17 protein-coding genes and 1 pseudogene are annotated in these 25,776 nt (G+C 34.4%); 7 read left to right on the top strand and 11 right to left on the bottom strand.

Annotated elements, in window-relative coordinates:
• Positions 1-13: 13 nt before the first annotated feature.
• The 7 genes from MSVAZ_RS00160 to MSVAZ_RS19875 all read right to left on the bottom strand — a co-directional run bounded on the left by MSVAZ_RS00160 (position 14) and on the right by MSVAZ_RS19875 (position 7,399).
• Positions 14-1,066: a glycosyltransferase gene (locus MSVAZ_RS00160; RefSeq protein ID WP_332310009.1), complete on the bottom strand. Its 1,053-nt coding sequence runs from the start codon at positions 1,064-1,066 to the stop codon at positions 14-16.
• A 269-nt stretch (positions 1,067-1,335) separates the two neighbouring features.
• Positions 1,336-2,616 carry a phenylacetate--CoA ligase family protein gene (locus tag MSVAZ_RS00155; RefSeq protein WP_048116521.1) on the bottom strand — a complete coding sequence of 427 codons (1,281 nt, stop codon included), beginning with the start codon at positions 2,614-2,616 and terminating at the stop codon, positions 1,336-1,338.
• 22 nt (positions 2,617-2,638) lie between these two features.
• Positions 2,639-3,631, bottom strand: coding sequence for an NAD-dependent epimerase/dehydratase family protein (locus tag MSVAZ_RS00150; protein ID WP_048116518.1), 993 nt, complete (start codon positions 3,629-3,631; stop codon positions 2,639-2,641).
• A gap of 126 nt (positions 3,632-3,757) precedes the next feature.
• Positions 3,758-4,861 carry a glycosyltransferase family 4 protein gene (locus tag MSVAZ_RS00145; RefSeq protein ID WP_052725289.1) on the bottom strand — a complete coding sequence of 368 codons (1,104 nt, stop codon included), beginning with the start codon at positions 4,859-4,861 and terminating at the stop codon, positions 3,758-3,760.
• Between the two features lie 108 nt (positions 4,862-4,969).
• Positions 4,970-5,491 carry an acyltransferase gene (locus tag MSVAZ_RS00140; RefSeq protein WP_048116515.1) on the bottom strand — a complete coding sequence of 174 codons (522 nt, stop codon included), beginning with the start codon at positions 5,489-5,491 and terminating at the stop codon, positions 4,970-4,972.
• A gap of 834 nt (positions 5,492-6,325) precedes the next feature.
• Positions 6,326-7,180 carry a polysaccharide deacetylase family protein gene (locus MSVAZ_RS00135; protein WP_048116512.1) on the bottom strand — a complete coding sequence of 285 codons (855 nt, stop codon included), beginning with the start codon at positions 7,178-7,180 and terminating at the stop codon, positions 6,326-6,328.
• Between the two features lie 66 nt (positions 7,181-7,246).
• Positions 7,247-7,399, bottom strand: a complete 153-nt coding sequence (locus tag MSVAZ_RS19875; protein WP_157205979.1) for a hypothetical protein — start codon at positions 7,397-7,399, stop codon at positions 7,247-7,249.
• Positions 7,400-8,408: 1,009 nt separating this feature from the next.
• Between MSVAZ_RS19875 and MSVAZ_RS00130 the strand changes: the two genes are divergently transcribed.
• The 5 genes from MSVAZ_RS00130 (at position 8,409) to MSVAZ_RS00100 (ending at position 14,330) form a co-directional block, all read left to right on the top strand.
• Positions 8,409-8,987, top strand: coding sequence for a metal-dependent hydrolase (locus tag MSVAZ_RS00130; protein ID WP_048116510.1), 579 nt, complete (start codon positions 8,409-8,411; stop codon positions 8,985-8,987).
• 102 nt (positions 8,988-9,089) lie between these two features.
• Positions 9,090-9,962, top strand: coding sequence for a CPBP family intramembrane glutamic endopeptidase (locus MSVAZ_RS00125; RefSeq protein ID WP_157205978.1), 873 nt, complete (start codon positions 9,090-9,092; stop codon positions 9,960-9,962).
• A gap of 1,446 nt (positions 9,963-11,408) precedes the next feature.
• Positions 11,409-12,110 (top strand): acyltransferase, encoded by a 702-nt coding sequence (locus tag MSVAZ_RS00115; RefSeq protein ID WP_052725288.1) that lies wholly within the window; start codon positions 11,409-11,411, stop codon positions 12,108-12,110.
• A 171-nt stretch (positions 12,111-12,281) separates the two neighbouring features.
• Positions 12,282-13,322, top strand: coding sequence for a glycoside hydrolase family 18 protein (locus MSVAZ_RS00110; protein ID WP_048116504.1), 1,041 nt, complete (start codon positions 12,282-12,284; stop codon positions 13,320-13,322).
• Between the two features lie 360 nt (positions 13,323-13,682).
• A complete protein-coding gene (locus MSVAZ_RS00100) occupies positions 13,683-14,330 on the top strand; it encodes a site-specific integrase (RefSeq protein WP_048116498.1) in 648 nt (215 codons plus the stop codon).
• A gap of 138 nt (positions 14,331-14,468) precedes the next feature.
• On the opposite strand, the gene MSVAZ_RS00095 is transcribed toward MSVAZ_RS00100, so the two are convergent.
• Both MSVAZ_RS00095 and MSVAZ_RS00090 read right to left on the bottom strand, forming a co-directional pair.
• Positions 14,469-14,876 carry a DUF1699 family protein gene (locus MSVAZ_RS00095; protein ID WP_048116495.1) on the bottom strand — a complete coding sequence of 136 codons (408 nt, stop codon included), beginning with the start codon at positions 14,874-14,876 and terminating at the stop codon, positions 14,469-14,471.
• Between the two features lie 1,853 nt (positions 14,877-16,729).
• Complete coding sequence (locus MSVAZ_RS00090; protein ID WP_197078748.1) at positions 16,730-18,013, bottom strand: Cdc6/Cdc18 family protein; 1,284 nt, start codon at positions 18,011-18,013, stop codon at positions 16,730-16,732.
• Between the two features lie 1,839 nt (positions 18,014-19,852).
• On the opposite strand from MSVAZ_RS00090, the pseudogene MSVAZ_RS21715 reads away from it, so the two are divergent.
• Positions 19,853-20,060 (top strand): annotated as a pseudogene (locus tag MSVAZ_RS21715) (transposase); the annotation flags it as partial.
• 113 nt (positions 20,061-20,173) lie between these two features.
• Here MSVAZ_RS21715 and MSVAZ_RS00085 read toward each other — a convergent pair.
• Positions 20,174-20,533: a hypothetical protein gene (locus MSVAZ_RS00085; protein ID WP_048116489.1), complete on the bottom strand. Its 360-nt coding sequence runs from the start codon at positions 20,531-20,533 to the stop codon at positions 20,174-20,176.
• Complete coding sequence (locus MSVAZ_RS00080; protein ID WP_048116487.1) at positions 20,530-21,294, bottom strand: ParA family protein; 765 nt, start codon at positions 21,292-21,294, stop codon at positions 20,530-20,532. Before MSVAZ_RS00080 ends, MSVAZ_RS00085 begins: the two co-directional genes overlap by 4 nt.
• Before the next feature lie 1,266 nt (positions 21,295-22,560).
• On the opposite strand from MSVAZ_RS00080, the gene MSVAZ_RS00075 reads away from it, so the two are divergent.
• Positions 22,561-24,942, top strand: coding sequence for a LamG domain-containing protein (locus MSVAZ_RS00075; RefSeq protein ID WP_198146729.1), 2,382 nt, complete (start codon positions 22,561-22,563; stop codon positions 24,940-24,942).
• The last annotated feature ends 834 nt before the right edge of the window (positions 24,943-25,776 follow it).

Here is a 25,776-nt window from a genome sequence, read left to right as displayed (position 1 = left end):
TTATTATCAGTAATTAGTGACAGCAGTTATTATTGCTATTAATTTGAGAGTATACTTTATAAATATTTTCTGCAATAGAACTCCACGAAAATTGGCTAGAATATTCTTTGATAAGATCAGAATCCCAATTATGATTTAACCCCAATAATATATTCTCAGCAAGTTCTTTTGATCTTGCAGGTTCACATAGTAGCCCATAGTCTTCAGTTACAATAATCTCGGGGACTCCCCCCACTTTTGTACCAATAAAGGGTTTACCACAACCCAAACATTCAAACATAACAGTTGGATTTCCTTCATTCAAACTAGGCAACACAAACAGATCACATGAGTTAATCCATTGGGGAATCTCATCGTGATTTTTACTGCCAACAAGTTTTATATAATCTTTCATACCTAGCTCATCTACAAGTTTTACCAAATGATCATGTAACTTGCCTTCTCCTATAATAATACAAAGAGAGTTTTTTCTTTGATTCACAACTTCAGACATTGCTGTTATTAAATATTCATGCCCTTTTACTGTACTATATAGGTTGGCTACATTTAAAATTATTTTTGTATCAGGCGGCAACCCAAGTTTTGTTCGGCAGATTGACATGTCCATGGGATAAAATTTATTGGAATCATAGCCATTTGTAACATTACGAATTTTATCCAATGAAATTCCAACATCATGAAATAAACTTATATCCCCACGCCTTACACGAATAATCGAATCACTGATTTCCCATGCTTTGACAAATTGAGAATCTTTGTTTCTAATAGCCTTCATAAAAGTTTCTGAAGTGTGTTCAGTAATTATTAGCGGTACATTGATATCTTTTTTCAATTTTGCAGCAACTACCCCTGAAGGCCAGGTATAATGTGCATGAATATAGTCAAACCTGAGATTCCTTTTTTTTATAAACTTAATTATTGCAGAATACTCTATTGAAGCCCAGAGATCACGTGAATAGAAATAAAACAATGGAATATTAAGATAATTTAAAAAATAAACATGCACATTATCAAAAATATAGTCTTTATGCTGAACCTTTCTGAGATAATCCATACCATAAGCCACAGGACAGATAACATAGATATTCTCAAAGTAATTTTTTAAGTATTTGAGCTGCTCTTTGACAAATATATTGCTTATATATTCATCCTTAATATCTGGAAAATCATTGCTTATTATGAGCAGATTTTTTGTTTTCGTATTATCAACTCACTAATAGCATTATATATTCTTTTTTTTAGAGTTCATTTTATATTGAATGTTACATTTGCAATTGCAACTATGTGGATAATATTCAGTTGTACAAACCAAAATATTATCACTCATAATGATCATCAATTGACTTTTACATTTGAAACTGCACACCTAACTTTACCTGAATTCTCCTTCAGAATTTCATCAACAATCTCTACATTAACATTGACTTCTGGGCCTATAATTTCCTTAATATCGTATTTTATTTGAGAGATTGTATTTTGTGAGAAGCCAGTGCTTTTAACAACCAATACTCTAATAAGATCCTTTTTTTCCTGAATTACCTTAAATTGTTCAATTTCTAAAAATTTTTTAAGTATTATTGGCCATGTCCTTGGAGAAAGAGTCCTGCCATCTGGCATATGCATAAAAGAATCTGTCCTACCTTCTATTAATTTCATAAGAGGTAAACCTCTTCCACAAGGACACAATTCATCACTTGGAATTCCAATATCTCCTATATTATATCTGATTAAAGGCATGCAATAGTTATACAATCCAGTGTATGTGATTTCTCCTTTTTCTCCAGGGGAAACATTTTCTCCATTCTCAATAAATTCCATAACTACAGCATCTGTATCTATATGATAGCCAGCATGTTCACTGCATTCCCATGCGGTCCTGTTTAATTCTACGCAACCAAAGTGGTCAATCATCTCAACATCAAAAACAGAATTTACAAGTTTTCTAGTTTCTGGGTCTAAAAGCTCAGATGTTCCAAACACAACTTTAGGATTAATACCTCTGATATCATCTGTTTTAACAGCTTCTGCTAACTGTCCAATTGAAGAAGTGTAACCATCAAGTACCTCTGGTTTAAATTTTGTTAATTTATCGACTAACACGTCCATATGTTCAAATGGAGACATTGTAATAGGATGATAAAATTTTAATTTTTGAAACCAAAGGGGTTTATGATGACGGTAGGGATTTGCAAAAACAACCCATCTGCTCCTTAATTTTAATCCATTTTCGATATGAGAACGTAGATTAATAGCTTTACTAAAATCATCTGCCGCTTCATCAAATACAACTACTAAAGGGATTCCAGTCGAACCACTTGTCTGATTAACCACGCATTTTCTTAAATTGGTACCTTTTGATAGCCTTGCTTCAAGTTTTTGTTGTTTAAGTTCTTCTTTTGTTGTAAAAGGAATCTTTGATAGATCATTTAGTGTCCTGATATCATCAGGATAAATCCCTGCCTCTTTGAATTTTTTATGATAAAACTCAGTATTTTCATAGGCATGCTTCACTATTGACCTGAGTTTTTTAGTCTGCAATTCCTCAAGTTCTGAAGGCTTAAGCCACTGATTTCTTCGAGCCTCATGAAGTAATCTTAACTTATTTACTGAGCCCATAAGTCCCACTTCCCCCTGAGTTTTATGCAGATGGCAACATAACCACTTCTTCTCTACGGCCCCATAAATCCTGTTCAGCTCGGACCCAGTCTACAAATTTATTCAGACCTTTCTTGATATCAAACAATGGTGTATATCCAATCAGTTTATTCCCAAAATCAACATCAGCAAGTGTAATTTCTGCATCGCCTTTTTGCTTTCCGGCATTTAGTACACACGAATTTGAAAAGGTAATATCCCTTAAATTTTCGATCAGGTCATTAACGCTGATCCGATTTCCACTTCCGATATTCAGAACTTTCCCATCAGTGGCTTTGTTATCAAGAAGCCTTTTATTTGCTTCCACTACATCTTCAATATAAGTAAAATCCCTGGTCTGTTCTCCGTCACCAAAAACAGTAATAGGTTCATTTGAAAGCATTTTTCGGGTAAATATTGAAATCGCAAGGTCAGGCCTCATCCTGGGCCCATATACAGTAAAATAACGCAATGAAGTTGTAGGCAGGCCATATACTTCATTAAAAACCCTGCAATAGTGTTCTGCTGCAAGTTTGCTGACGCCATAAGGAGAAACAGGCTCAGCTGGATGCTGCTCATCAAAAGGAAGATATTTAACTTTCCCATAAATCGAAGACGAAGAAGCATTGATTACCTTTTTAACATCTGCTTCCAGTGAAGCTCGAAGCACATTCAGAGTGCCCAACACGTTCACTTCATTTGATTTAAATGGGTCATCGACTGAAATTCGGACTCCTGCCTGAGCTGCTTCATGGTACACATAATCTACCGTGTTATCAATTATTTCTCTCATTCTTCCAAGGTTTCTTACATCAGCCTGAATGAAACTGGCATCTCCACTCCTAAGGACAAGATCTATGTTTCTTAGTTTTAGATCAACTGAATAATAAGGATCAAGATTATCCACAATGATAATCTCATGCCCATCTTTTGCGAAACTCTCTGCGATATGTGACCCAATAAAACCTGCTCCCCCAGTGACAACTATCTTTGACACTTAACTCAACCCCCCAAATAAATATATTATTTTTTCCAGTATGCCTTATGGCTATTTTTTTACAAGATATGCTGCAATATGCAATCCGATAAAGCCTGCTCCTTCAGTAACAACCATCTTTGGCACTTAAATCAACTCTGCATATAATTTCATTGTTTTTTGCACAGTATCTTTCCACGAATAATTTTCTACAACCTTTTTTCTCCCATTTTCACCAAATTTTTTTGCTAAAGTAGGGTCAGACAATATTTGAGACGTTTTTTCTGCCAGCGTATCTGGATCTTTTAAAGGCACAAGAAACCCACTGCCATCAACGATATCAACTAGGTGTGGTAATCCAGTACATACAACAGGAATGCCACATGACATGGCTTCCAAAATAACTCTTGGAACGCCTTCTCTGAGGCTTGGTAATAGTAAAACATTTGAGCTATGATATAACTGAACAATCTCCGAATTCGGAACAAAATCTTTTATTGTAATACTATTTTGCAGATTCAATTCATTGATTCGTTGCATAATTTTTTCTTTTTTAGGACCCCTTCCAACCATTGTAAGAGATACTTCAGGGTATTTCTGCTTTAAGAGACTAAATGCCTCAATTAAGTATTCAACACCTTTTCCAGGAACGTATCTCCCAATCCATAACAGGTTTTTCTTCTTGAAGTCTGGTTCTTTAAGAGGAATAAATCGATCAGTATCAATACCATTATGGATTACAGCTATTTTTTCCGGTTTAACGCCAAAGTCTATCATTTCACTTTTTTCAATGTCTGTATAACAAATAATTTTGTCAGCAGCATCAAAAGTCATTTTTGCTACGGTTGCATTGTATACATTCTGAACTAACTTCGGAGCCCTTTGAGAATTTAATCCTCCATGGGTTGTAATCACCAAGGGAGACGAACCCATTTTTCGAAGTATCGCGCAAAGATTTGTTGAAAAACATAAATGAGAATGAGCATGTATTATATCGTAATTATGCATGTTTTTGAACAAATCCAGAATCATGCTGGGTGCAATAGAATTTCCAAATATTTGCATAAATGGCTTAAATCCATGGACATCATAGTTATAAGTAGATGAGATTACAGGATTAGAATCAATACAAGTATAGACAGTTAAATTGTGCCCCATATTTATCTGTTCTTTTGACATTTCATGAGCATGAAGCCCTATTCCCCCCATCACAGAGGGATATAGATCAGCTGCAACACGTAATATTCTCAAGGAAAATCCCCCTAAAGATGCCCCTACAACTTGATCTTTTAAATTCAGTATAAAGTATCCTTGACTTTTGTGAATTTAATTTGCTGTAACGAAAACTATCGCCGTTGATCACTCAAGTTTTTTTAGAACTCTAGCAGGGCAGCCAATTACAACCGTATTGGGTTCTACATTTTTCATAACAACACTCCCAGCTCCAACAACACTATTTTCCCCTATTGTAATTCCTGCAAGAATTATACTCCCAGGAGCAATCCAAGCACCTCTTTTTACAGTTACAGGTTTTACTTCCCTTGGATAGTAATTTGTTTTAAGATATTGGGAACAGGTGGGGTTTGAATGTGCAAAGACCATTGTCCCCATCCCTATACCAACGTAATCTTCTATTGTAATTAACTCAGGATATAGATCATCGAGATGAACTCCAGACCCTAAAAATACGTGTTTTCCAATTTTTACACCCCTCATCCGCTGGAGTTTTACAGATATCCCAAAATGCGGACAAACTTTAGCCATCGTCTGCAATATCCAGTTAACTGCATAAAGAAAATAAAATTTAATTACACCAGATGAACCACTGTAACCATGATACTCCATAAGTTCCCGTACATTAATTTCCTCAGGTTCTTCCATAGATTCCCACTTCTAAAACCTTTCACTGAATTTGTATCCAAGTTCATCTTTCGAAACTATATTTATGAGACTCCATTTTAACCCGGAATCACAGATCCTCATTGTACGCAGGTATAATCATAAGAATCAAACTCAGAATCCCTCTTATCTAAGATGATAATGGCTCTAAATCCCCAGCTTATGGAATTGTTCCCGGCCTTAAGATATAAAATTACCAGCTATCTCAAAGACCAGCTATCTTAAAGCGAAAAATCAAACAACTCCAAATTTAAACATAGTTGTCGAAATTTTTAAAAATGACAACCCATACACTAGATACATTTACAATTTTCACTCCCTTTAAAAGGAATTAAAATACCCCACACAACTCCGTTATCAACCAAACTTTACAACAGGCTAATATTTTTAATAATATATCAATAAATTAATACACTAACTAGAAAACCAAAAGATATAAAGGTGTAGTAAACATAAAGTAGGAATAATTATAGACGAGTTTTCTTATGATAATAATCTAAAATGTAGGCGAATAAACAGAATATGACTTCCACACCAGATATCCAAAATTTCTGGATATTACACGTGCAACTCGGACAAAAATGCATCTAATATATTTTGGTCTTTGTTTTGTTACACTATGAGTTACAAATTCACCTACTGTGATACTTTAGGTATAAGTATATACCAAGGCAACAAGCTTCTCTTCGTTTTCAAAATCACAATAAGCTTAATCTTTTCTAGAACTGATGAAGCTAATATAAATGCATGCCAAAAAAGTAAAAACACAAGTTAGACCGGCTCATCTGAAGAGGTTATTCCTTATTTATAGTGGAGTTAAGGTTTTAAATATGCCTGAGAGCAAGAGTTGTCTAAAATTTCTTTAATATTGGTAAAGTGAAATTCTTTTAACAATCCTTCAAGTTTTAATAAGCTAGAATTTATTCCATAATAAGCGACAAATCTTGAAAATAAAGGTAATTTTAGACGGGGAGTTTTCGGATAAGTTTCCCAGGGGTGAATATAAACGATAGCTGGCCTCTTTTTATTAATATATTTAATACCAAATATTAAAAACCAGAGTGGTAAAACACGAAGATAAAAGCCACCAGCCAGAGGGAAATTTATACCAAAATTAAGAACTGTCATCGGAAATTCTATAATGTTGCCGTTTGGATCATTTTTTGTCACATTATCTTTAGAAGGCCTATAAATGTTTACAGGAGCTTTGGGCTCACCATACAACATTGTTTTTATAGGAAAGATACTTGAATCATATTTGAATCCATATTTCCCCAGAACTTCAAAAGCCCATTTAGTAGAATTGTCTATTGAAAAACTGGGTGCACGAAAACCAATTGGCTTTTCTCCGGTAATTGACTCCAGAAGATTAACCGATTTTATAATTTCATCCTCAAAAGCATCTTTGCCTAACTCATGAAGGGTCTTATGTGAATAGGCATGTGATTGAATCTCGTGCCCCTTCTCATGGATGTATTTTACTAGTTCAGGATGTCTTTCAGCAAAAGTACCAAGTACACAAAATGTCACACGTAAATTGTATTTATCTAACAAATCTAGAATAGGCTTTACGGCTTCAAGATCCTGATCAACCTTTTCAGGTGGAAGATAATCTATCAAAAATTCATTAGAGTACCAGTGCTCAAGATCTATGACCAGTGCATTTTTCATTCTAAGTCCCCCCCAAACTTATAAATTTTTATAGAGATGTTTTACTTTAAAAATTGAGTAAAAGTATTAGCTTTTAATAAATCCCTGATCATCCCCACAATCGATTTCAGTAAAATTATTCTTATAAATATCATTATTCACGTATTCTTTGCAACCCAGAAAGACTTCATAAATCACGTGACCTATACTGTACGCAGACAGCGCGGCAATAAGAGTCAAGTGCAAGGTCCCCTATTCTCATATGATGACGGCTCAAAATTCCAGCTTATGAAACTGATATTGATCTTCAAAGATGAGATAGAAAACTATTTTCCAGGCTAGCTATCTCAAAGTGAAAAATCAAATAATTTAGATTCAGGTTTCATAGTCCAAATTTTCGAAAGTAACAACTATGTCAGATGCATTTCCAATTTTCATCCTTTCAAACAGGAGACCAAAAGATCCCACACAACTCTGTTATTAACCAGACGTTATAACAATTTAATATTTTTAATAATATGTTCACTAATTAATACACTAACTAGAGAATAAAACGATATAAATGGTTAGTAAACACAAAATAGGAATAATTATAGACATGAAAAACTAGATTAAATAATTATAAATGTTAGTGCAAATCAAAGTTGCTGTAAATTTAAAGTCAAGTTTTTGCATACTATGGAAAAAATTGATCTTCCGGCATGGAATTTTCTCCCCAACCACTTTTGAAAATTTGTAGTTTTTCAGAAAAATTGGCATACTGTCCCTATAAGTTGTTATGGATAAAAGTAAATCTCACATACTTATTGAAAAATATAAGAATTTAATTAAGTATTAAACGCACATGATATTCTTCGAATTGCAGGCACAAAGAAACGAAAGTACTTTTCACCTCATCCCTTTTGACTATCGACTGTGTCATTACCTTGGATAGTAAGGTTGTCCTAACTATGTTTTTTCAAACCATTGCTAAACTAATCATCAAATTGCCATAGAAGGTTTAAATTTGATAAGGAGCAGAAAATTAAAAAGCGTATTGTAAGCCAGTTTTGTTCCGTACTTTCATGCCAATTGAGTGTATACAATTATGACAATAGTTTCTAAATACATTTTCTCTAGCTGTTTTATAGATGGTATTACTTTTAATTAAATATCAGATATTACACAGATGACAAAAATCAAAGTAGTAAAATATTAAAAAATCAGTTGCCTGCCCGATATAAAATCTATTTCAAAAGAGGGGCTTACTATGCCTTATCCAATTGTACATATACTGTTTTTTATATTCTGTATCAGTGCAGTAGCTGTGTATGCGACTGTTAGATCAATTTTTCGTGAGGGATCCTCTTTTGGGAGTTTAATGCCTTTAATGTTGTTACTATTTGTAGGTAGCTTATGTTCGCTATTTCCAGACATCACAGCCGTTTATAATTTACTTGTAAATGGCACTATGGGGCATTGCTGGATTGGCACATTTCCAACACATTCACTTCTATTCAGTTTTTTTGCAATCCTGTTCGGAACACTTGTAGGATATATTGCATATAGAGAAATTAGTAAGGCAATATACCTAGGCCTTTTTGGCGAAGCTGCTTTCTTTTCTCATCTATTGCTGGACGATGCCTGTGGCGCCAGTTGTACTTATTTCTATCCAGTATACAATAAACCCATTAGCATATTCTCAATGATGAACATAGGTTTCCAGGAAACGGGCCTTCTTCATTATTTAATATCATCTTTTGTATTCGTCTCATTTATTTGTTTTTTTATAATGATGACGCTATTTTCATTGAACCGATTTGGCTTTGAGTTCAAATACAGATCATAAGAATAGCAGGCTACAACATAAAGAAAATGGTAGGTTTCGTGAAAAAAACATGCCTTATAGAAACCTGCCTCTATGGATCAATGTAACTAAAAAACAGGGGGTTTGAAAATCAAAAACTTGGAACTTCCTGCTAAGAACAAGGAAAATATAAGCTGTCTGGAAGCAGAATATCAGGAAACTAATGAGCTTGAAAACCTGAAAATCAGGAATAAGAAAGTTTATGTGGGAATCCCTATTCTTGCCATGACTTTTGCAGAAGTCCTGATATATTTTGGGAAGATAAACGAAGCTCTCTGGATACACATGGCCATCCTGATAGGCCTCTCTCTTTCCACAACACTCACAAAAAACGAAGACATTTATAAGACCTACCAGGCCCTGATGCTTCTTCCACTCCTTCGCCTAGTCAGCCTCTCGATGCCTATCTTTTTTGACACAACCCTTTACTCTTTTATTTTTATCTATGCTCCCCTGGCAATCCCGGTAACGATTAATGTCGCCTATCAGAAGTTGACACGTGAAGATATGGGACTTACTCTCAGTAAGATATGGTTTTATCTCCCACTTTCGGTACTGATAGGCTTCGGATTAGGGATAGGGGAATACATGGTCATCCAGGCAGGATACCTTATTCCAGATCTCTCCCCACTGAACCTCTTAAAGCTAGCAGTGGTTATGGTCTTCTTTGTAGGGCTTATAGAAGAAGTAATATTCAGGTCGATTATTCAGACAAGACTCAATAAGATCTATGGAGCATGGAGAGGAATAATACTTTCAAGCATTCTTTTCGGCTTCATGCACTCCGCCTATGGAACTTTTTATGAAGTATTATACACATTATTTGTAGGAGCCATCATAGGTTATATGTTCTACAAAACCCGAAGCCTGCCGTTGATAACACTTATCCACGGCTTTGTAAATATATTTTTGTTTGGAGTTATTCCTCATCTTGGTCCTGGCCTCGGGCTGCTTTGATGTTTTTTGGATTTATACTCCTTTAAGGAAAGAAGAGAAAAAGAAGGAGAGATCAGTTAAGAGAATCAGTGAACTACCCCTAAGCTAAAGACTTCGGGGTTTTACGCTTCTACCTATAAACGTGGTGCAAAAAAAATATGAGGATTAAGATGAAAAATATCAAAAACCCCGAATAAACCACCAGTTACAAAATCAAATCACTGCAATTTTATAGACAAGAATTGCAATGAAAGATACCAACAGTGGCCCAATCCCCATATTTAAAGAACTTTCCAGAGCTTTTCCCTGAAACTTTGATGCTGACAGAATCTCCTTAAGCGAAAGAAAGAAAATCAATCCAATTACAGCTACGAGCCTGAATTTAGGAAGTCCTGGTGCAGTTAGAATTGAGAGAGCACTGGAAGAAAGTATGCTCGACGAAATTATACTTGTTAGCCTGTTAAACCCCTCCTAGTATATTGTTTTTGAAATGAATTTCGATAAACCTCTAACTTTAACAAATTGCTTATATTCATTATAAACAACCAACCAAAAATTGGCATTTTTCGAATTTTTCTATACACTAAAATATTCGTCTCTAAAATAACCCTAGAGTAGAACTACTTGAGCCATTTTGGGTATAGACGTTTATTACGGAGTGAATCATTCAAATTTTACTAATTTTTTAGTATATAATTAGAAAACTAGCCGATAAATAAACATAATAGAATAAATTATTCTTATGATTACTAATTACAAAAAGTTAGGACAAAATAAACAAGGTCAAAGAAGTTTTTAAGTATTTTTATATTATATTGCAGACAGCCACCCAACCCAAAAGGATGGGATAAGCTTCGGGCCGCCTGCCCGGTTTTTCGGGACTTAGAAATCATCACATCTTCTTTGTCCGGATTTCATAGATTTATATGAAGAAGCGTAAAAACCCTGAGTCTTTAACTTAGGAGTAGTTTGCGCAATTGAGACTCTCTATTTAATTTTCCCAGTGACGAAAAGAATCAGTTTACCTAATTGTGAAAGTTTACACTCATTTCGCAATAAATCTATGCAATAAGTCTAGATTTTTTGCACCAGAAACACAGAATTTCCACAAAGCCAATTTGTACATTGGATATTGTTTTGAGCTTAAGACATTAAGACATGAAATTTTTTACCCAATAATTTCTGGATATTTGTGAGTTTACAGAAAAAATCAGCATACTGTATGAATGAGACTCAAAATATTTAGAAACTATTATTCATAAGGAAATAAAATTCTATTGAATTTATCTAGTTTGATAAGAATAGCTATGTAAAGTCGAATTTGATTATAAATGTAGATATTTTTTCGTAATATAGTAAATTATGATTTATAATATGCTAATGAGAGATCTTCGTAAGAATAGTTTTCAATATGCGTACTCTGAAACGCATTCTAACTAATAAAGCTTAAATGAGCTGAAAAAAATCATGATTGAGCAAAAGAATATAGCTGTTTATCTGCCAAAAATAATTAGCGGTTCTTATTTACTAAAAACAGGTAAATATATAGCAATAGCAATTGATGGAGTCGTAACTCCTATTATCTTATTAATGACAAAATTAATATTTATAGATACATCATTAAGACCATTATGGAAAATTAGAGGGCTTATATTATTTCCTTTTATAAAATGTGCTTCAGTTCCATATATCGGGAAAGATGTCTACTTCATTGAATTGCTAACTCGAAAGTATGTTTTCGGGAAAAACGTTCGTATTTCAAATTTTTGTAAGTTAATCGGCCCGGTTGAAATTGGAGACAATGTATCAATGAGTAATAACGTTGAAGTAAGACATCATACTGTTATTGGTAATCATGTTGGTATAGGGCCAAATACACTATTTATTACTGACACTCACCAACTAGGATCTGAAAAAGAAAGAGTCGGAAAACACATAACTAAAAAAATAATTATTGAAGATGGATGCTGGATTGGAGCAAATGTTATAATTTTAGGCGGAGTGACAATTGGCGCAGGATCCGTTATAGCTGCAGGATCTATCGTAGCCACAAATGTAAAACCTAATTCACTTGTAGTAGGTGACCGGGCAAAAGAAATCAGGACATTAAGAGGTATGAGTAGCTTAAGAAGAATTCAGCGAACTACCACGCAGCTAAAGACTGAGTAGCTTCTTGGCCCATTCCTCACTCTACTAAGAGAATTTTGTTGTTTTATATATCCAAACTTTATATCACAATATATATTTTAAGCATAATTTGCCACTTTTGACTTCATTTTTTATACGAAAATCCATATATTGGATTAAAGGAATTAATAGCCTCATGAGTGGCGATTTTTGATGAGAAAAAAAATATTTGTTTTCTTTTTATTGGCTTTTCTCGCCTTTACAACAATACCAAAAACTCCTAACAATACTATAGTATACGGTTTTTGGCCAGATTGGCCTTATCTTGGATCCTATCAGCCAGATTGGAATACCTTAACTCACGTTTCATATTATAAATGGACTTTAAACAGTGATGGCACGCTCACGAACCCCGAAAATATGAGTAACTATTATATAATCAGGGATCAGGCACACCAACATGAGGTAAAAATAACACTGTGCATAAAATCAAATGATCCATATGTAATAGACAGTGTAATTGCAAATCACCAAACAGATTTCATAAATAATATTTCAAAGTCATTACAGATGTACGGAGCAGATGGAGTAAACTTAGACCTGGAAACGCCTAATGATATAAATATCATTACCAAAACTTCAAATGTTCCTTTATTCGAAAATTTAATGGCAAATCTTCATGCAACGTTAAAAGCTGAAAATCCTTCATATCATATTTCTCTTGATACTCCCTGGGGCATAAAATATGCTGCAACCTTCAAAAATGCAAATCTAAAAAAATACGTAGATTCCGTTTTTCTTATGAGTTACGACTATTGCAACCGAAGAACCACAGCTCCTAATTCACCATACAATAGTCCAACACGATATGATGCGATTGACTCGGTAAGTGAAACATCAAAATATTTTAAGAAAAACCAAATAATATTAGGCTTGCCGTTTTATGGTTATGATTATTTGACAGACTCCAATCAACCAGGAGCAAATATTACCAGAGAACAAGCCATATTCATAGGAACTGCTGTGAATAATTCTCAGGTTCATGGCAAAATTTGGGACTCAAATTCCAATACTCCCTGGTATTATTACAGGTCTGGTAATACATGGCATCAAGTGTGGTACGATGACAAGGAGTCACTCAGATTAAAGTACCAGTACGCAAAATCCAAAAATTTAGGTGGTGTAGGTTTTTGGGCTTTGGGATACGAAAGAAATTATTCTACCATTTGGGAAGTGTTTAATGAGACAAACTAACAAAAATGAAATTCAGAATAACATTCAAGATGATCTTGTAACCTTCTGACTTCAGCAGATCTCACTCCAATAATGGCAGACAACTCAAAAAAGGTCAAAAAAGGTGTGTATGTCGTTTTTTAGGGATCAATATCTCAAAATAACCGTATTCGATAAGAACAAAGACACGAATTTCACTCACATAAATGGCCTCTTTGTCCTGCCTTGTTTAAAGAAAGCTAGTTCAAAAACATCAGGTTTTGTCGTAAAACCTGACGTTTTTCCTGAGTTTTACTTAATTTCGTCTCCATTTTGCCTGCATATAGAGCCTAACCGCAAGGTTTTACTAAAAGCTAATACTACTATAAACCTGGTGAGTGGATGCCAACAAAGAAAAATAGTCATGTGAAAACGACAGAAGTGAACAAATATCCTGTTTTGCAACTCAAACGGGATCCTGAGGCAATTCATCATTATTTGAATGGAGAAATCCGGATCTTAGTACCCACGGAATACCAGCGCATTAAAAATGTAATCCCACAGAAGCGACACCGAACTCTTTTTGACGTTCTCATGATCACTGGTATGAGGTATATTGAAGTTCAGAGGCTCTGGGATCATAAAGAATGGTATCTAAAAAAGAAGAATATTATTCACCTACCAGACGAAGCCCAGAAGAAACATAAAAGAACCCAGCAAGAAAGGACTATCCACCCTCTACCAAGCATGTTTGAACTTCTATTAGATGACTTTTTTGAAGCCCGTAAACCACCTGCCGAAAGCAACTGGAATAGAGATCTCAGGAAGTGGACAGAGGATGCAGACATCAACCCCTATGGACTCTCAGCAAAAACAACAAGAAAGACCCTGGAGAGCTGGTGTATTGCCGCAGGCATGTTGGAATCTACAGTTTGTCTGCGCCAGGGGCATGACAACCTAACCAGCATGAAGCACTACCAAGGTCTTGCTTTTTCAACTGACGAACTTAGGGATATTAAAATACAGCTTACTGCCTGGGGAATGTTATAATAACATTCAATACACGAGCGCTGATGGTCATTTATGGATTAGGAAACCACTAAGTCTTTAGCTTAGTGGCAGTTCACATATGTGTCCTATTTCCTAAACAGGGCTATGTTTATGTTTTCTTTATTATCTTGCCTGAATTCAGGCAGGTACTTCCTTACTCATGATATAAGCAACCGTCTTGGGATTAAGCCGGTTCTCTCTTGAAACCCTTGCTTCAATATCTTCAGCGGACCTACCTTCGGATTTCATTTCCTTTATTTTTTCAGTCACTGAAGAAGGAATGGTATAGTATTCATTAATGTCTTTCCTGTGGCCCCAGACGTCTCCTTCAATAAGCTGGATTCTCTGCATCTCAAGGAATATTTCCATGGATTTTGAGACCGTAGCCATGTAAGACTTAGGTAACTGAATTACCTCAATCTTCGGACAGGTCTCAACCAGTTCAAAAATGTCCTTGTTTGAAGGTCTGAAGGCTAGATGAACAATACGCTCATTAGGATTGAGATTGAAAATTTCTTCTCTGGAACTGACTACTCGAATTCTCATACTTTTCCCCCATTAGAAACTTCTTGACTTCTTGTAATTTTTCTTTGATATAAACAAGATATACTGATTATAAATAATTATCTCATTAAACTAACATTATTTAGATAGTCTTCAGGGAATAAAGATAATATTAGATCTTATAATCTGATTTAGAAAAGCCAAAGAAAGAATCAAAAACCATTTTTACAATTTAACTTTTTATTTTTGCTTTACTTTTGCTTGGTTTCATAACATAATTTAGTTAGAAAACAGTAATTATATAATTTTCAAACACTTTATAATTCTCTAGGATCAATTTTATACTTTTATTTAATTTCTCAGTTTGTTTGTCCTTATATGGGTAAAAATATATATGTATACAAAAATTCAAGTATATATTTATGCAACGATACAAGAATACAAATATATTCGTATCAAAAATTATTAGTATTCAGGTATATCAGGAGACATAGCTCCAACACATAGCGATTTTTATTTTTTTATTTTGGCTCTTCGTTGTTTTATGTGGATATTCTCATAATGTACTCATAAAAACCAATGCGGTCTTGAATTGAAAATCATCTTATTCATAGGAAATGACTAAGAGCCCTTTTTTGTGCATGCTATAGAACAAATGACTATCCCAAAAAGTATATCAAATTTTGGCTAAAGAGATCGATAAGGTAGGACCTAGTAAAAAGAAACTTAAACAGGATAAAGAAGATCTTAAGGCCACCTATAATAATTACTTCTTACCAGTTCAAAATTAATTAACACAAAGAAATAAATGTATATAGAACTTGAATTTATAAAAAAGTTTAGTTAGATGGTATACAAAAATATACAATGACGAATCCTTCAAAAAGTTTCCTGCTTTCCTCCAAATAAAAATATATCAATTGATTTGTTAAAAAATTGAAAACTGCCCTTCCTTAACCAGGGTATATATCTTTAAGAATTTTGAACTGGTCAGTAAGGCCAAACTCTGAAATCTTACTCAGAATTCCAAGATGCAATTACATTAGTGAGTGAAACCTGTAAAGTGGAAACATGCTTTTATAGCGATGGAAATTACCACATTTACATAGAGCAGATACATTAGTGAGTGAAACCTGTAAAGTGGAAACATGCTTTTATAGCAATGGAAATTACCACATTTACATAGAGCAGATACATTAGTGAGTGAAACCTGTAAAGTGGAAACATGCTTTTATAGCGATGGAAATTACCATATTTACATAGAACAGATACATTAGTGAGTGAAACCCGTAAAGTGGAAACATGCTTTTATAGTGATGGAAATTACCATATTTACGTAGAGCAGATCCTTTTTCAAGGCACATGTCTTTAAGAATTTATAAATAGCCAGTAAGGCCAAACTCTGAAATCTTACTCAGAATTTCAAAATTCAACCACGTTAGTGAGTGAAACCTGTAAAGTGGAAACGTGCTCTAATAGTGATGAAAATTACCATATTTAAGTAGAGCATATCCTTTTTCAAGGCATATATCTTTAAGAATTTATAAATAGCCAGTAAGGCCAAACTCTGAAATCTTATTCAGAACTTCAAAATGCAATCACGTTAGTGAGTGAAACCCGTAAAGTGGAAACATGCTTTTATAGTGATGGAAATTACCATATTTACGTAGAGCATATACATTAGTGAGTGAAACCCGTAAAGTGGAAACATGCTCTTTTAGTGATGGAAATTACCATATTTACATAGAGCAGATCCTTTTTCAAGGCACATGTCTTTAAGAATTTATAAATAGCCAGTAAGGCCAAACTCTGAAATCTTACTCAGAATTTCAAAATTCAACCACGTTAGTGAGTGAAACCTGTAAAGTGGAAACGTGCTCTTATAGTGATGAAAATTACCATATTTGAGTAGAGCATATCTTTTTTACATCTGGCACATATGTTACAAATCGTATAAATTTACCATCTTTAAAGATAGCATTTTTTAGTGTTGTCGGATCGCCAATAAATACTATTTGAGATGTAAGTCCACCTCTCCCCTTGCTTGTCGTATTAGCATTGACAATTCCCATCATTTTAAATTTAGATACCTTTTGTGATATTGCAGCTAAAGAGAATTCTTCTTCGCCAACAAATTTACACATGTCATAATAAATTCGATAAACGTCTCCTGTAGTGAAATATTTTCCTTTTTTAAGATATATATCGGTATTTAACATTGCAAGCAACACAAATTTTTCCTGATAGGACATATTTAATACAAACTGTAAACTGATATCTTCTTTTATTTTTTGTGCTGCCAGTACCACATGCGCTGGCTGAACAGTATAACATGATGTCTTTATTGCAATATGTCCCGCTGTCTGAAGAAGATAGATAGCACGTCTTGCATCACCTTCATCCTCTGCAGCTTCTTTGGCACATCTGTTGACTGTATCCTCACTTACAACATTAGGGTAAAACGCTAATGGTACGCGCATATTTAGAATTTGTATAAGTTGATCTTCGTTATATGGAGGAAATATAATAGTTTCCCTTTGCATAGAAGAGTCTACTCTTGGATCAAGCGAATTAATGAATAAACCTGAATTGGAAACCCCTATAATGTGTATAAACTGTCCCTCGTTTAAGTCTTTAAGTTCACCTGAACGACTAAAATTATACAGGATATTATCATCCCTAAGACGATCTATTTCATCAAAAATAATTGTTAATGAATAACTTTTTTCTTTTAAAGCCTTATAAAATATGTCATAATAATATCCAGAAGTGACCCCGCGCTTAGATACCTTACCTGTATACCCCAGTTCCGCAATTAAATACATCAGAATTCTTACAGTTGTATCGTGTTTTTTGCACGAGACAGTAATGTGTTTTAAATTAAGTCCATCTGGAAAATTGCCGCTACTTTCAGCTTCGAGATATAATTGTCTAAACACGTGCTCCAAAACTACAGTTTTACCAGCTCCAGGGGGTCCATAGATAAAAGCATGTCCAGGGGTCCCATGTATAAATATTGGATAAAATATATCAGCCACGGCTCGTATTTCATCGTCTCTACCAACCAGCACATCTGGAACATAACCAGTATCTAATATATGCGGGTTTTTAAAAATTTTAATATTATTAAAATTGAATAATGTTTTAGGTTGTGGTGTATCAGAGTTAATATTATCCACGTCCACTTTATTTGTACTATATAAATGACATATTCAATATTTAACGATTTTTATCAGTGAAAGTGAAAGGTGTAAAGTGGAAATCAATGTAATACAATTTTCTGATTAAAAATAGTACATCTTGTTCAGCATGCAACATAATGATATTTATAATAATGTAAAAGATATCAAAGTAAAATAATGCTTTAGGTTAGGGTGCATCAAAGTAGACACAATACCGTTCTATTTTACGCGTACTATATAAACCATATATTTAATATATAAATAATATTATCAGTAAAAGTGAAACATGTAAAGTGGAAAACAATAAAGGGAATAATATTATAATTTTTAAATGACAAATGTAAAAGAGTAATACGTTAGTGAAGCACGTAAAGTGGAAATCAGCAAAAGGTATAATTTACAATTAAAAAAATGATATCCCTAAGTTACGGACATATACTATATATAAAAAATATAAATAAAGAAAAGAATAAAACAATGTTTTTAGATTATAATTCATTAGAGTGAATATTAGACATGTACACTTTAGAGGTACTATATAAATAATACATTTAATATATAACAATTTTATTAGTGAAAGTGAAACGTGTAAAGTGGAAATCAGTGTAGAACACAATATTCTAATTTAAATGATATATGTTAAAGACGCAACCTACAAATAAAGAATATAAAGTTGAACACTTGTTTTCTTTTGTGGTAGAGCTGGTTTCAAAACTCAAAATTGCTTATTTAAATATCATATTTGAGCATAAATTATATTTCTGAAATTTTTGATAGATTTCAAAACTAGTTTTTATAAAAGTTTTAAGTAAATGTTATACATAATTATTTATTGTATTAATTTCATAACTCTACAACATGGTTTTTATACTGTCAAACTAATGGTTTGACTACGTAAAGTCAAACCGCATTCTATCAAACTTTTTTTTATTGTTTTTTACTTTATAGATTTTACTCACTATTACAGCACTTTCTATGTTTCACTTTCACTATTATCATGCTTTCATGCTATCGTTTTCCACTTTACACGTTTCATTCATTACTATTCTAGCGTTTTTTTCCTACTACCGTTTCCACTTTACATGTTTCACTTTCAGTATTATCACGCTTTTCTGTTGTCGTTTTTCACTTTACATGTTTCACTTTCACTATTCTAGCGTTTTTTTCCTACTACCGTTTCCACTTTACATGTTTCACTTTCAGTATTATCACGCTTTCCTGTTGTCGTTTTTCACTTTACATGTTTCACTTTCACTATTCTAGCGTTTTTTCCTACTACCGTTTCCACTTTACATGTTTCACTTTCAGTATTATCATGCTTTCCTGTTGTCGTTTTTCACTTTACATGTTTCACTTTCACTATTCTAGCGTTTTTTTCCTACTACCGTTTCCACTTTACATGTTTCACTTTCAGTATTATCATGCTTTCCTGTTGTCGTTTTTCACTTTACATGTTTCACTTTCACTATTCTAGCGTTTTTTTCCTACTACCGTTTCCACTTTACATGTTTCACTTTCAGTATTATCATGCTTTCCTGTTGTCGTTTTTCACTTTACATGTTTCACTTACTACTATCATGCTTTCATGCTATCGTTTTCCACTTTACGTGTTTCACTTGTTATTATGTTTTATTTACTACTACCACGCCTTATGTTATTGTTTTCCACTTTACATGTTTCAATCACTACTACAGATTTTCCTGTTACCATGTCCATTGAGCATTAGGGTTTTCGTTTTCATCGGTCAAGAGTAGAGTTCCCGCAGTAAACCGAATTTCCTGAGGCTGCTTAACAGCAGTGAAAAATGTCCATGCACCTGTCGAAGCTATAAGAAGTACAAAAAAGATTAAAGGATACAAAAATCGAGAGAAGTCAAGACTGCTACTTTCAAAACTTCATTAAAAAACAAGCAATCAGATACATGATTTTCAGCATAAACTCTCTTCTAAATTTATCAGCGAGAATCAAGCTATTGCTCTGGAAACTCTGAATGTTAAAAGGGGTGCAGAAGAATCACTGTCTTGCGCAGACTCTTAGTGATTCTACATAATTCTATGAACAAATTAATTTTGGGTTACGTCGGAAATTAGTGTATGTATAGTTTCGACAGATTGACATGAATTTACAAATATGTTAAAAGATAGGAGTCGTTATACTTTACAGCGTACCAATCTTCTTTTTTTCCTCAGCCATCTTTTCAATTTCATCCCTGTGTGTTTCCCATGCTTTACTCAGGCACCATCTTAGGGCCTTGGACACTTTATCGGTTCCGATTGCAAGCATTATCTTTTCTAACTGCTCTACTTCCAAATCAGTAAATTTAGCAGATCGGTTGTGTTTTAGTTTCTCGTTGTCAGTAATTTTTTCTTGACTTCTCATTATCTCGTTTTCGGTTTTACCTGCATGTGTTTCTTTCCAGCTTTCTGTGTTTTCGTTAACATGAGTTTGCTGCTGCCCCAGCAGAGCTCCTATATTGTCGTTTTCATCGATCGTCGTATTACCTATAGCTGTCCTCATTTTGTCATCCCCCATCGTTTCATAACTTCTTCTGTTAATGTTTGGTATGCTACTGCCCCTGCTGATTCAGGTGCATACTCAAAGATTGACTTTTTGTGAGTTGGACATTCGGCTAGCCGAATATTTCTCGGGATAGTTGTCTCGAACAGAATTGCACCAAAATTTTTCAGCAACCTTTCCCGGACCTCTTTTGCCAGGGTAGTCCTTGGATCATACATTGTCAGCAGGATTCCTCCTATCACAAGACCTGGATTCAGTGTCTGCTTGACTTGTAGTATAACATTGACCATTTGGCTCATGGCATCCAGAGCGTATGCCTCATGCACAGGAATAATGACCTCATCAGCTGCACACAATGCATTAATAGGGATCACTCCGACCGATGGCTGAGTATCAATTAATATAATATCGTAATTTTCTTCGATTGGTTTCAGTGCTCTTTTTAGAACTGTTTCCCTGGCAAGATGAGCAGCCAGTTCCAGTTCAATTGTTGAGAATGCCAGGCAAGAAGGAATAATATCCAATCCGGTTTCTACGGATGGCGAAATAACTTCGTTTATCGGGGTTCCCTGGAACAAGTCCTTTATTGTTTTTTCTGCTCTTAATCCAGGATATAGATTTGAAGATGCGTTTGCTTGAGGATCAGAGTCTATTAATAAGACCCGTTTGCCTTTTCGAGCTAGCCCTGCAGCTAGGTTTGTTGCAGTAGTTGTTTTGGCGACCCCCCCTTTAACATTGTTAATAGTTACTGTTCTGGCCATGCATATACCTCATTAATTTTTAACAATAAGGCGTGAAGTCCCTTCCATAAAACTCTGAGCTTTGCGAAGAGTTTAGAGAGGGGTAGTTCACAACATACATAATTGGATAATTGTTTTTATGTTTATTTGTATACCTGTAATTAAGAATATTTGTTCCTATATCTGTCAGTATATAACTATACTTATATGCAGTTATGCTTGTATTTTTGTATATACTCATACCTATAATCTAATATCATTGAATACTTTTTCTTGACTTGTTGCATTTTGATCTCTAGAAGGCTTTCTAATTTGTTTTTTTGTATATGAGTATTTTTGTATATGAGTCTTTTTGTATATGAGTATTTTTGTATATGAGTATTTTTGTATATGAGTATTTTTGTATATGAGTATTTTTGTATGTGAGTACTTTTGTATGTAATTATTTTTGTATGTAATTATTTTTGTATGTAAGTATTTTTGTATATAATTATTTTTGTATGTAAGTATTTTTGTATATGAGTATTTTTGTATGTGAGTACTTTTGTATGTAAGTATTTTTGTATGTAAGTATTTTTGTATGTAATTATTTTTGTATATAATTATTTTTGTATGTAAGTATTTTTGTATATGAGTATTTTTGTATGTAAGTATTTTTATATGTAAGTATTTTTGTATTTATGTATACTTTCATACTTGAAGATTTGTCTAACAATATTTGTTATATATTAATTTGTTTATATAGTTATATGTCTGTCTAGGTATTGTAGAGTGCTATACTCATGTTAAGTAAAAATGGTTTACAGATGAGACCTGTACATCTCGACCAAATCACAAATGATGCTTGAATGTACATCTCGACCAAATCACAAATGATGCTTGAAATTAATGTCAGTCACCTATCCTGAATTCTTAGCCTGACGCTTCATTTTGAGAAAGGTGTCTCCTGCTCAGAGGTTGAAGCAAGGTTACGGTAAATTTTGCTTTCTTTTTTCTGATGTATATTATCTTACTTGAATACTTGGATACTTGGATATTTGTATACATTTATACATATATTATTGCTCACTTGCATGCATACCCGCATAACAGCAAAACAGTCTATAATTATTTAAACAGTTTATGGGTTTATATACATGTTATACGTTATATTATCAAGACATAAATTTAATATGAATAATGTGATAATTTCTAAAAACATGCTACTGATATCGATACCTTGAACAAAAGGAATGAAAAACTATGATAAATATATCTAAAGTTTTATTAGGGTTGTTGCTGCTCTCCATGTTGGCATTTCCTGGAGTAGCATCACCCGTAACAAACGGATTAGTGGCCTCGTATAATGGGAATATCACTGATAATATTCTACTGGATGAATCTGGGAATCACAATAATGGGTATCTTATAAATGCCACTCAAGGGATGCTGTTATCCACAGGCGCTAATTATGTTTCTTTTTCAGGTTCGAATAGCCAGGCAAATATTCTCAACAACGCGAACACAAACATCACATCCGAAATCTCTATAGAATTCATAGGCTCAATCAACGAGTTTTCCAGTTACGGGGCAATCGTTTCGAAATATTCCGACGAAGAAGGTACAGGGTGGTATCTGTCGTGCAGGAGTGATCCTTCTTTAAAAAAAATAGTATTTGGATTGTACGACTCGGACGGGGTTTTGCATCACTTTAGATCCGATATTCCTTTTGTAGCTGGTCAAGTTTATGATATTGTGGCAACATACGACGGAAATATCGCACACGTTTATGTCAATGGTGTTGATTCGTCCACTGATAATAGTCCAATATGGGCGGCCTCAATGTCCGGAAATAATTACAACACGTCGATTGCTTATGCAGAGAATGGTCTGAATTATCTCAATTGCAATATGTTGGCTTTCAGACTCTATGATCGCGCTTTGACATCATCTGAAGTACAGCAGAATTATCAAAACGACAGATGGAGATATGTGCCAGAGCTTCCTTCGGACATCGTCGACCTGAAGAAAAAGGCATACGGTGACGGTGGGTTGCCTCGATATATGGGTTCACATGCTATGAGCCAGTCAGGATCCGGAGTGAGCGTGGTTGACTCGAATATGTCTTCTCTTGGGTCGGTATCAACGCCATATTATCAGGATAACGGAAGCGAAGAGACCAATTACGTCCTTTCGGACTTTTTAATCTCAGGTGTAAAATGGAAGAATTATTATGCACCTGGTTCTTCTGCTTCACTGTCATTTTCTGGGAATAACCGAAACAGGCTGGAAGATATCAGTCTTACAAATAATTCTCTTCATCTTTCAAATTCTGTGACTTATACTGCAGACTCACTGGTTCGTAAAGATGCAGTTCCAGTCACTGGTAATGCTTTTCAATTTTATGGTGATGGATTGAACACAATCTCAGAAGACACTGTTCAGGCCTACACCGATAATGGTGAGATTCAAAGTGATTGTATCTTGGACTCATCAGGTGCAGCTATCTATAACTATTATCAAAATCGCACGTCTGGAACTACCCGGAGCAATTCAGTTGAGCTGCCTCTTTTTTCTCCACAATTGACTCCAATGCCCTGTCCGAGTGGATACTTTGGTTCTCTAAGTTTTGCAATTCATGCTGATGCCCAGGATCCGGATTCCCTGAAAACAATGATGTACGGAACCAACGACGTAAATAATTCTACTTATGGTACAAAAGGGTATATCGGGCATGGGCTAATCTGCACATGGGCAGCATTTGCAGCTTCTTCTGGCGGTGGAGTTGGTTTTGATAACGCCTCGTTTAAATCAATACTTGATGATATGCAGGAAGAAGGTTTTGAAATAATACCTCACAATGTAATTGGTTCGGCTGGCGAAGGTAACCCAACTCGTGAGACTACTGGATACTATTTACCCTTGTACTCCAGCAGTTACTCTTCACAAAATTGGATTGACCATGGGTTAAATGGAGGAAATAGAAACACTGGTTTAAAGAGTTTGGGCCTGGACAAAAACTCACCGCAGTATTATATAGGGGATTTAATGCGCGAATATGGTTTTCAGTATGCCTGGGCGTATCAAGACGTTCCGGTAAGAAACGGTCTTTCTACGAGTCGTATTCAGTCTCTTGGGCTTCCCTATGATGTTGTTTGGACGAATACAAATTTTACCTGGGACAATGGCACGCCAATGTACGAATGGACTTCAACCTGGGCACCAGATAAAACTGCTTTGGATTATTTCAACAAAGAAACACTTCAAACTATGGTTAACAGTTATGGGGTCTGTTTCTGGCATGATTACACTGCGCAAAATGATGCTACCTTTGAAGACTATTATTTTACTAAAGGCAATCCTTACAGCATCAACGAGAAATATGACAATCTTTTGCTAAATATATCTGAACAAAATGCAGCTGGTAGGATTTGGAACCCAACTGTAAGTCAGTATATCGACTACTGGAGAGCTGCATGTAACGTTGAATGTAAGTGTACTGGTCAAGACACATACACTTTGATCAACCATAATTCTGATCCTGTCCCTGGTTATGCTATGCGGGTCACTGGATCATATACCGTGAAAATAGATGGCAATGATTTGACTACCAAAAAGAACGGAAACGACACGGTATTCTGGATGGACCTTTCACCTGGTACACATTTACTGACACTTGCGAGGATTTAAAAAATTCCTTAAACAATTTAATTTTTTTCATAGGAGTATTTGTAGGTGAAAGTTTACAAAATCAAGGTTTTGTGAAGTTTTTGGAAAATTGACAATTTTATCTAAAGAAGCGTAAAACGACTCAGTACCAAAATCTAGTGATGAATGTAAAGTTCAAAATCATTGGACCTTGTAATTAGTCACAATCCTTGTGATACTAGTCACAATCCTTGTGATACGACTTAAGAATTGAAGTCTTTAGATATCGAATATTGGTTTTGATGATAACTGGATTCTTCTTGCGAATTCAGATTTTCAATCCAAAAATGCAAAAATCACTAGATTTTGGAACAGAATCCGTAAAACCCCTGGGTCTTTAGCTTCCTTGAAGTTCATGGGTTCAATGCTAAGGAATGATAAAAATATAACTTCAAATTTGCAGTTCAGAAATTGATCCATACTTTCATTATCTCAATAATGATTCTTGGCAACAAATACCTTGGTATTATACTTGAATCATTTCTAAACGATAAATATTCCTTACTTCTTAGAGTTTCATTTATTTTAGTAAGTGTTATATACGATGGGAACACTAATCATTCACAACAGTATTTATATTTTATATATGTGATATTTCTTGAAAGCAGGCAACACACGAAGATTATTCGATAATTTGAGGTTTTCATCACTACTGTCACCTTGCCCTGAAAAAAGAATTCACATGTTCTTGTTAGAAAGGAGCTGTGGTAGTGCCAACATGCGCCTTAATACATGTGACAGCAGCTGGAAGTTGATAATCACCGAACTAAAAAGGGAATGTAGATCTCATGGTAAATAATCGGTTTTTTTTACTAA

Source organism: Methanosarcina vacuolata Z-761, assembly GCF_000969905.1.
Lineage (GTDB): Archaea > Halobacteriota > Methanosarcinia > Methanosarcinales > Methanosarcinaceae > Methanosarcina > Methanosarcina vacuolata.
This window is presented reverse-complemented; position numbering and strand designations above follow the sequence as displayed.

Coding starts and splice junctions, on each gene's coding strand:
- MSVAZ_RS00130 (WP_048116510.1), top strand. CDS start 8,409: ATGCCTTATCCAATTGTACATATACTGTTTTTTATATTCTGTATCAGT.
- MSVAZ_RS00085 (WP_048116489.1), bottom strand. CDS start 20,533: ATGAGGACAGCTATAGGTAATACGACGATCGATGAAAACGACAATATA.
- MSVAZ_RS00110 (WP_048116504.1), top strand. CDS start 12,282: ATGAGAAAAAAAATATTTGTTTTCTTTTTATTGGCTTTTCTCGCCTTT.
- MSVAZ_RS00140 (WP_048116515.1), bottom strand. CDS start 5,491: ATGGAAGAACCTGAGGAAATTAATGTACGGGAACTTATGGAGTATCAT.
- MSVAZ_RS00100 (WP_048116498.1), top strand. CDS start 13,683: ATGCCAACAAAGAAAAATAGTCATGTGAAAACGACAGAAGTGAACAAA.
- MSVAZ_RS00075 (WP_198146729.1), top strand. CDS start 22,561: ATGTTGGCATTTCCTGGAGTAGCATCACCCGTAACAAACGGATTAGTG.
- MSVAZ_RS00095 (WP_048116495.1), bottom strand. CDS start 14,876: ATGAGAATTCGAGTAGTCAGTTCCAGAGAAGAAATTTTCAATCTCAAT.
- MSVAZ_RS00135 (WP_048116512.1), bottom strand. CDS start 7,180: ATGAAAAATGCACTGGTCATAGATCTTGAGCACTGGTACTCTAATGAA.
- MSVAZ_RS00115 (WP_052725288.1), top strand. CDS start 11,409: ATGATTGAGCAAAAGAATATAGCTGTTTATCTGCCAAAAATAATTAGC.
- MSVAZ_RS00155 (WP_048116521.1), bottom strand. CDS start 2,616: ATGGGCTCAGTAAATAAGTTAAGATTACTTCATGAGGCTCGAAGAAAT.
- MSVAZ_RS00080 (WP_048116487.1), bottom strand. CDS start 21,294: ATGGCCAGAACAGTAACTATTAACAATGTTAAAGGGGGGGTCGCCAAA.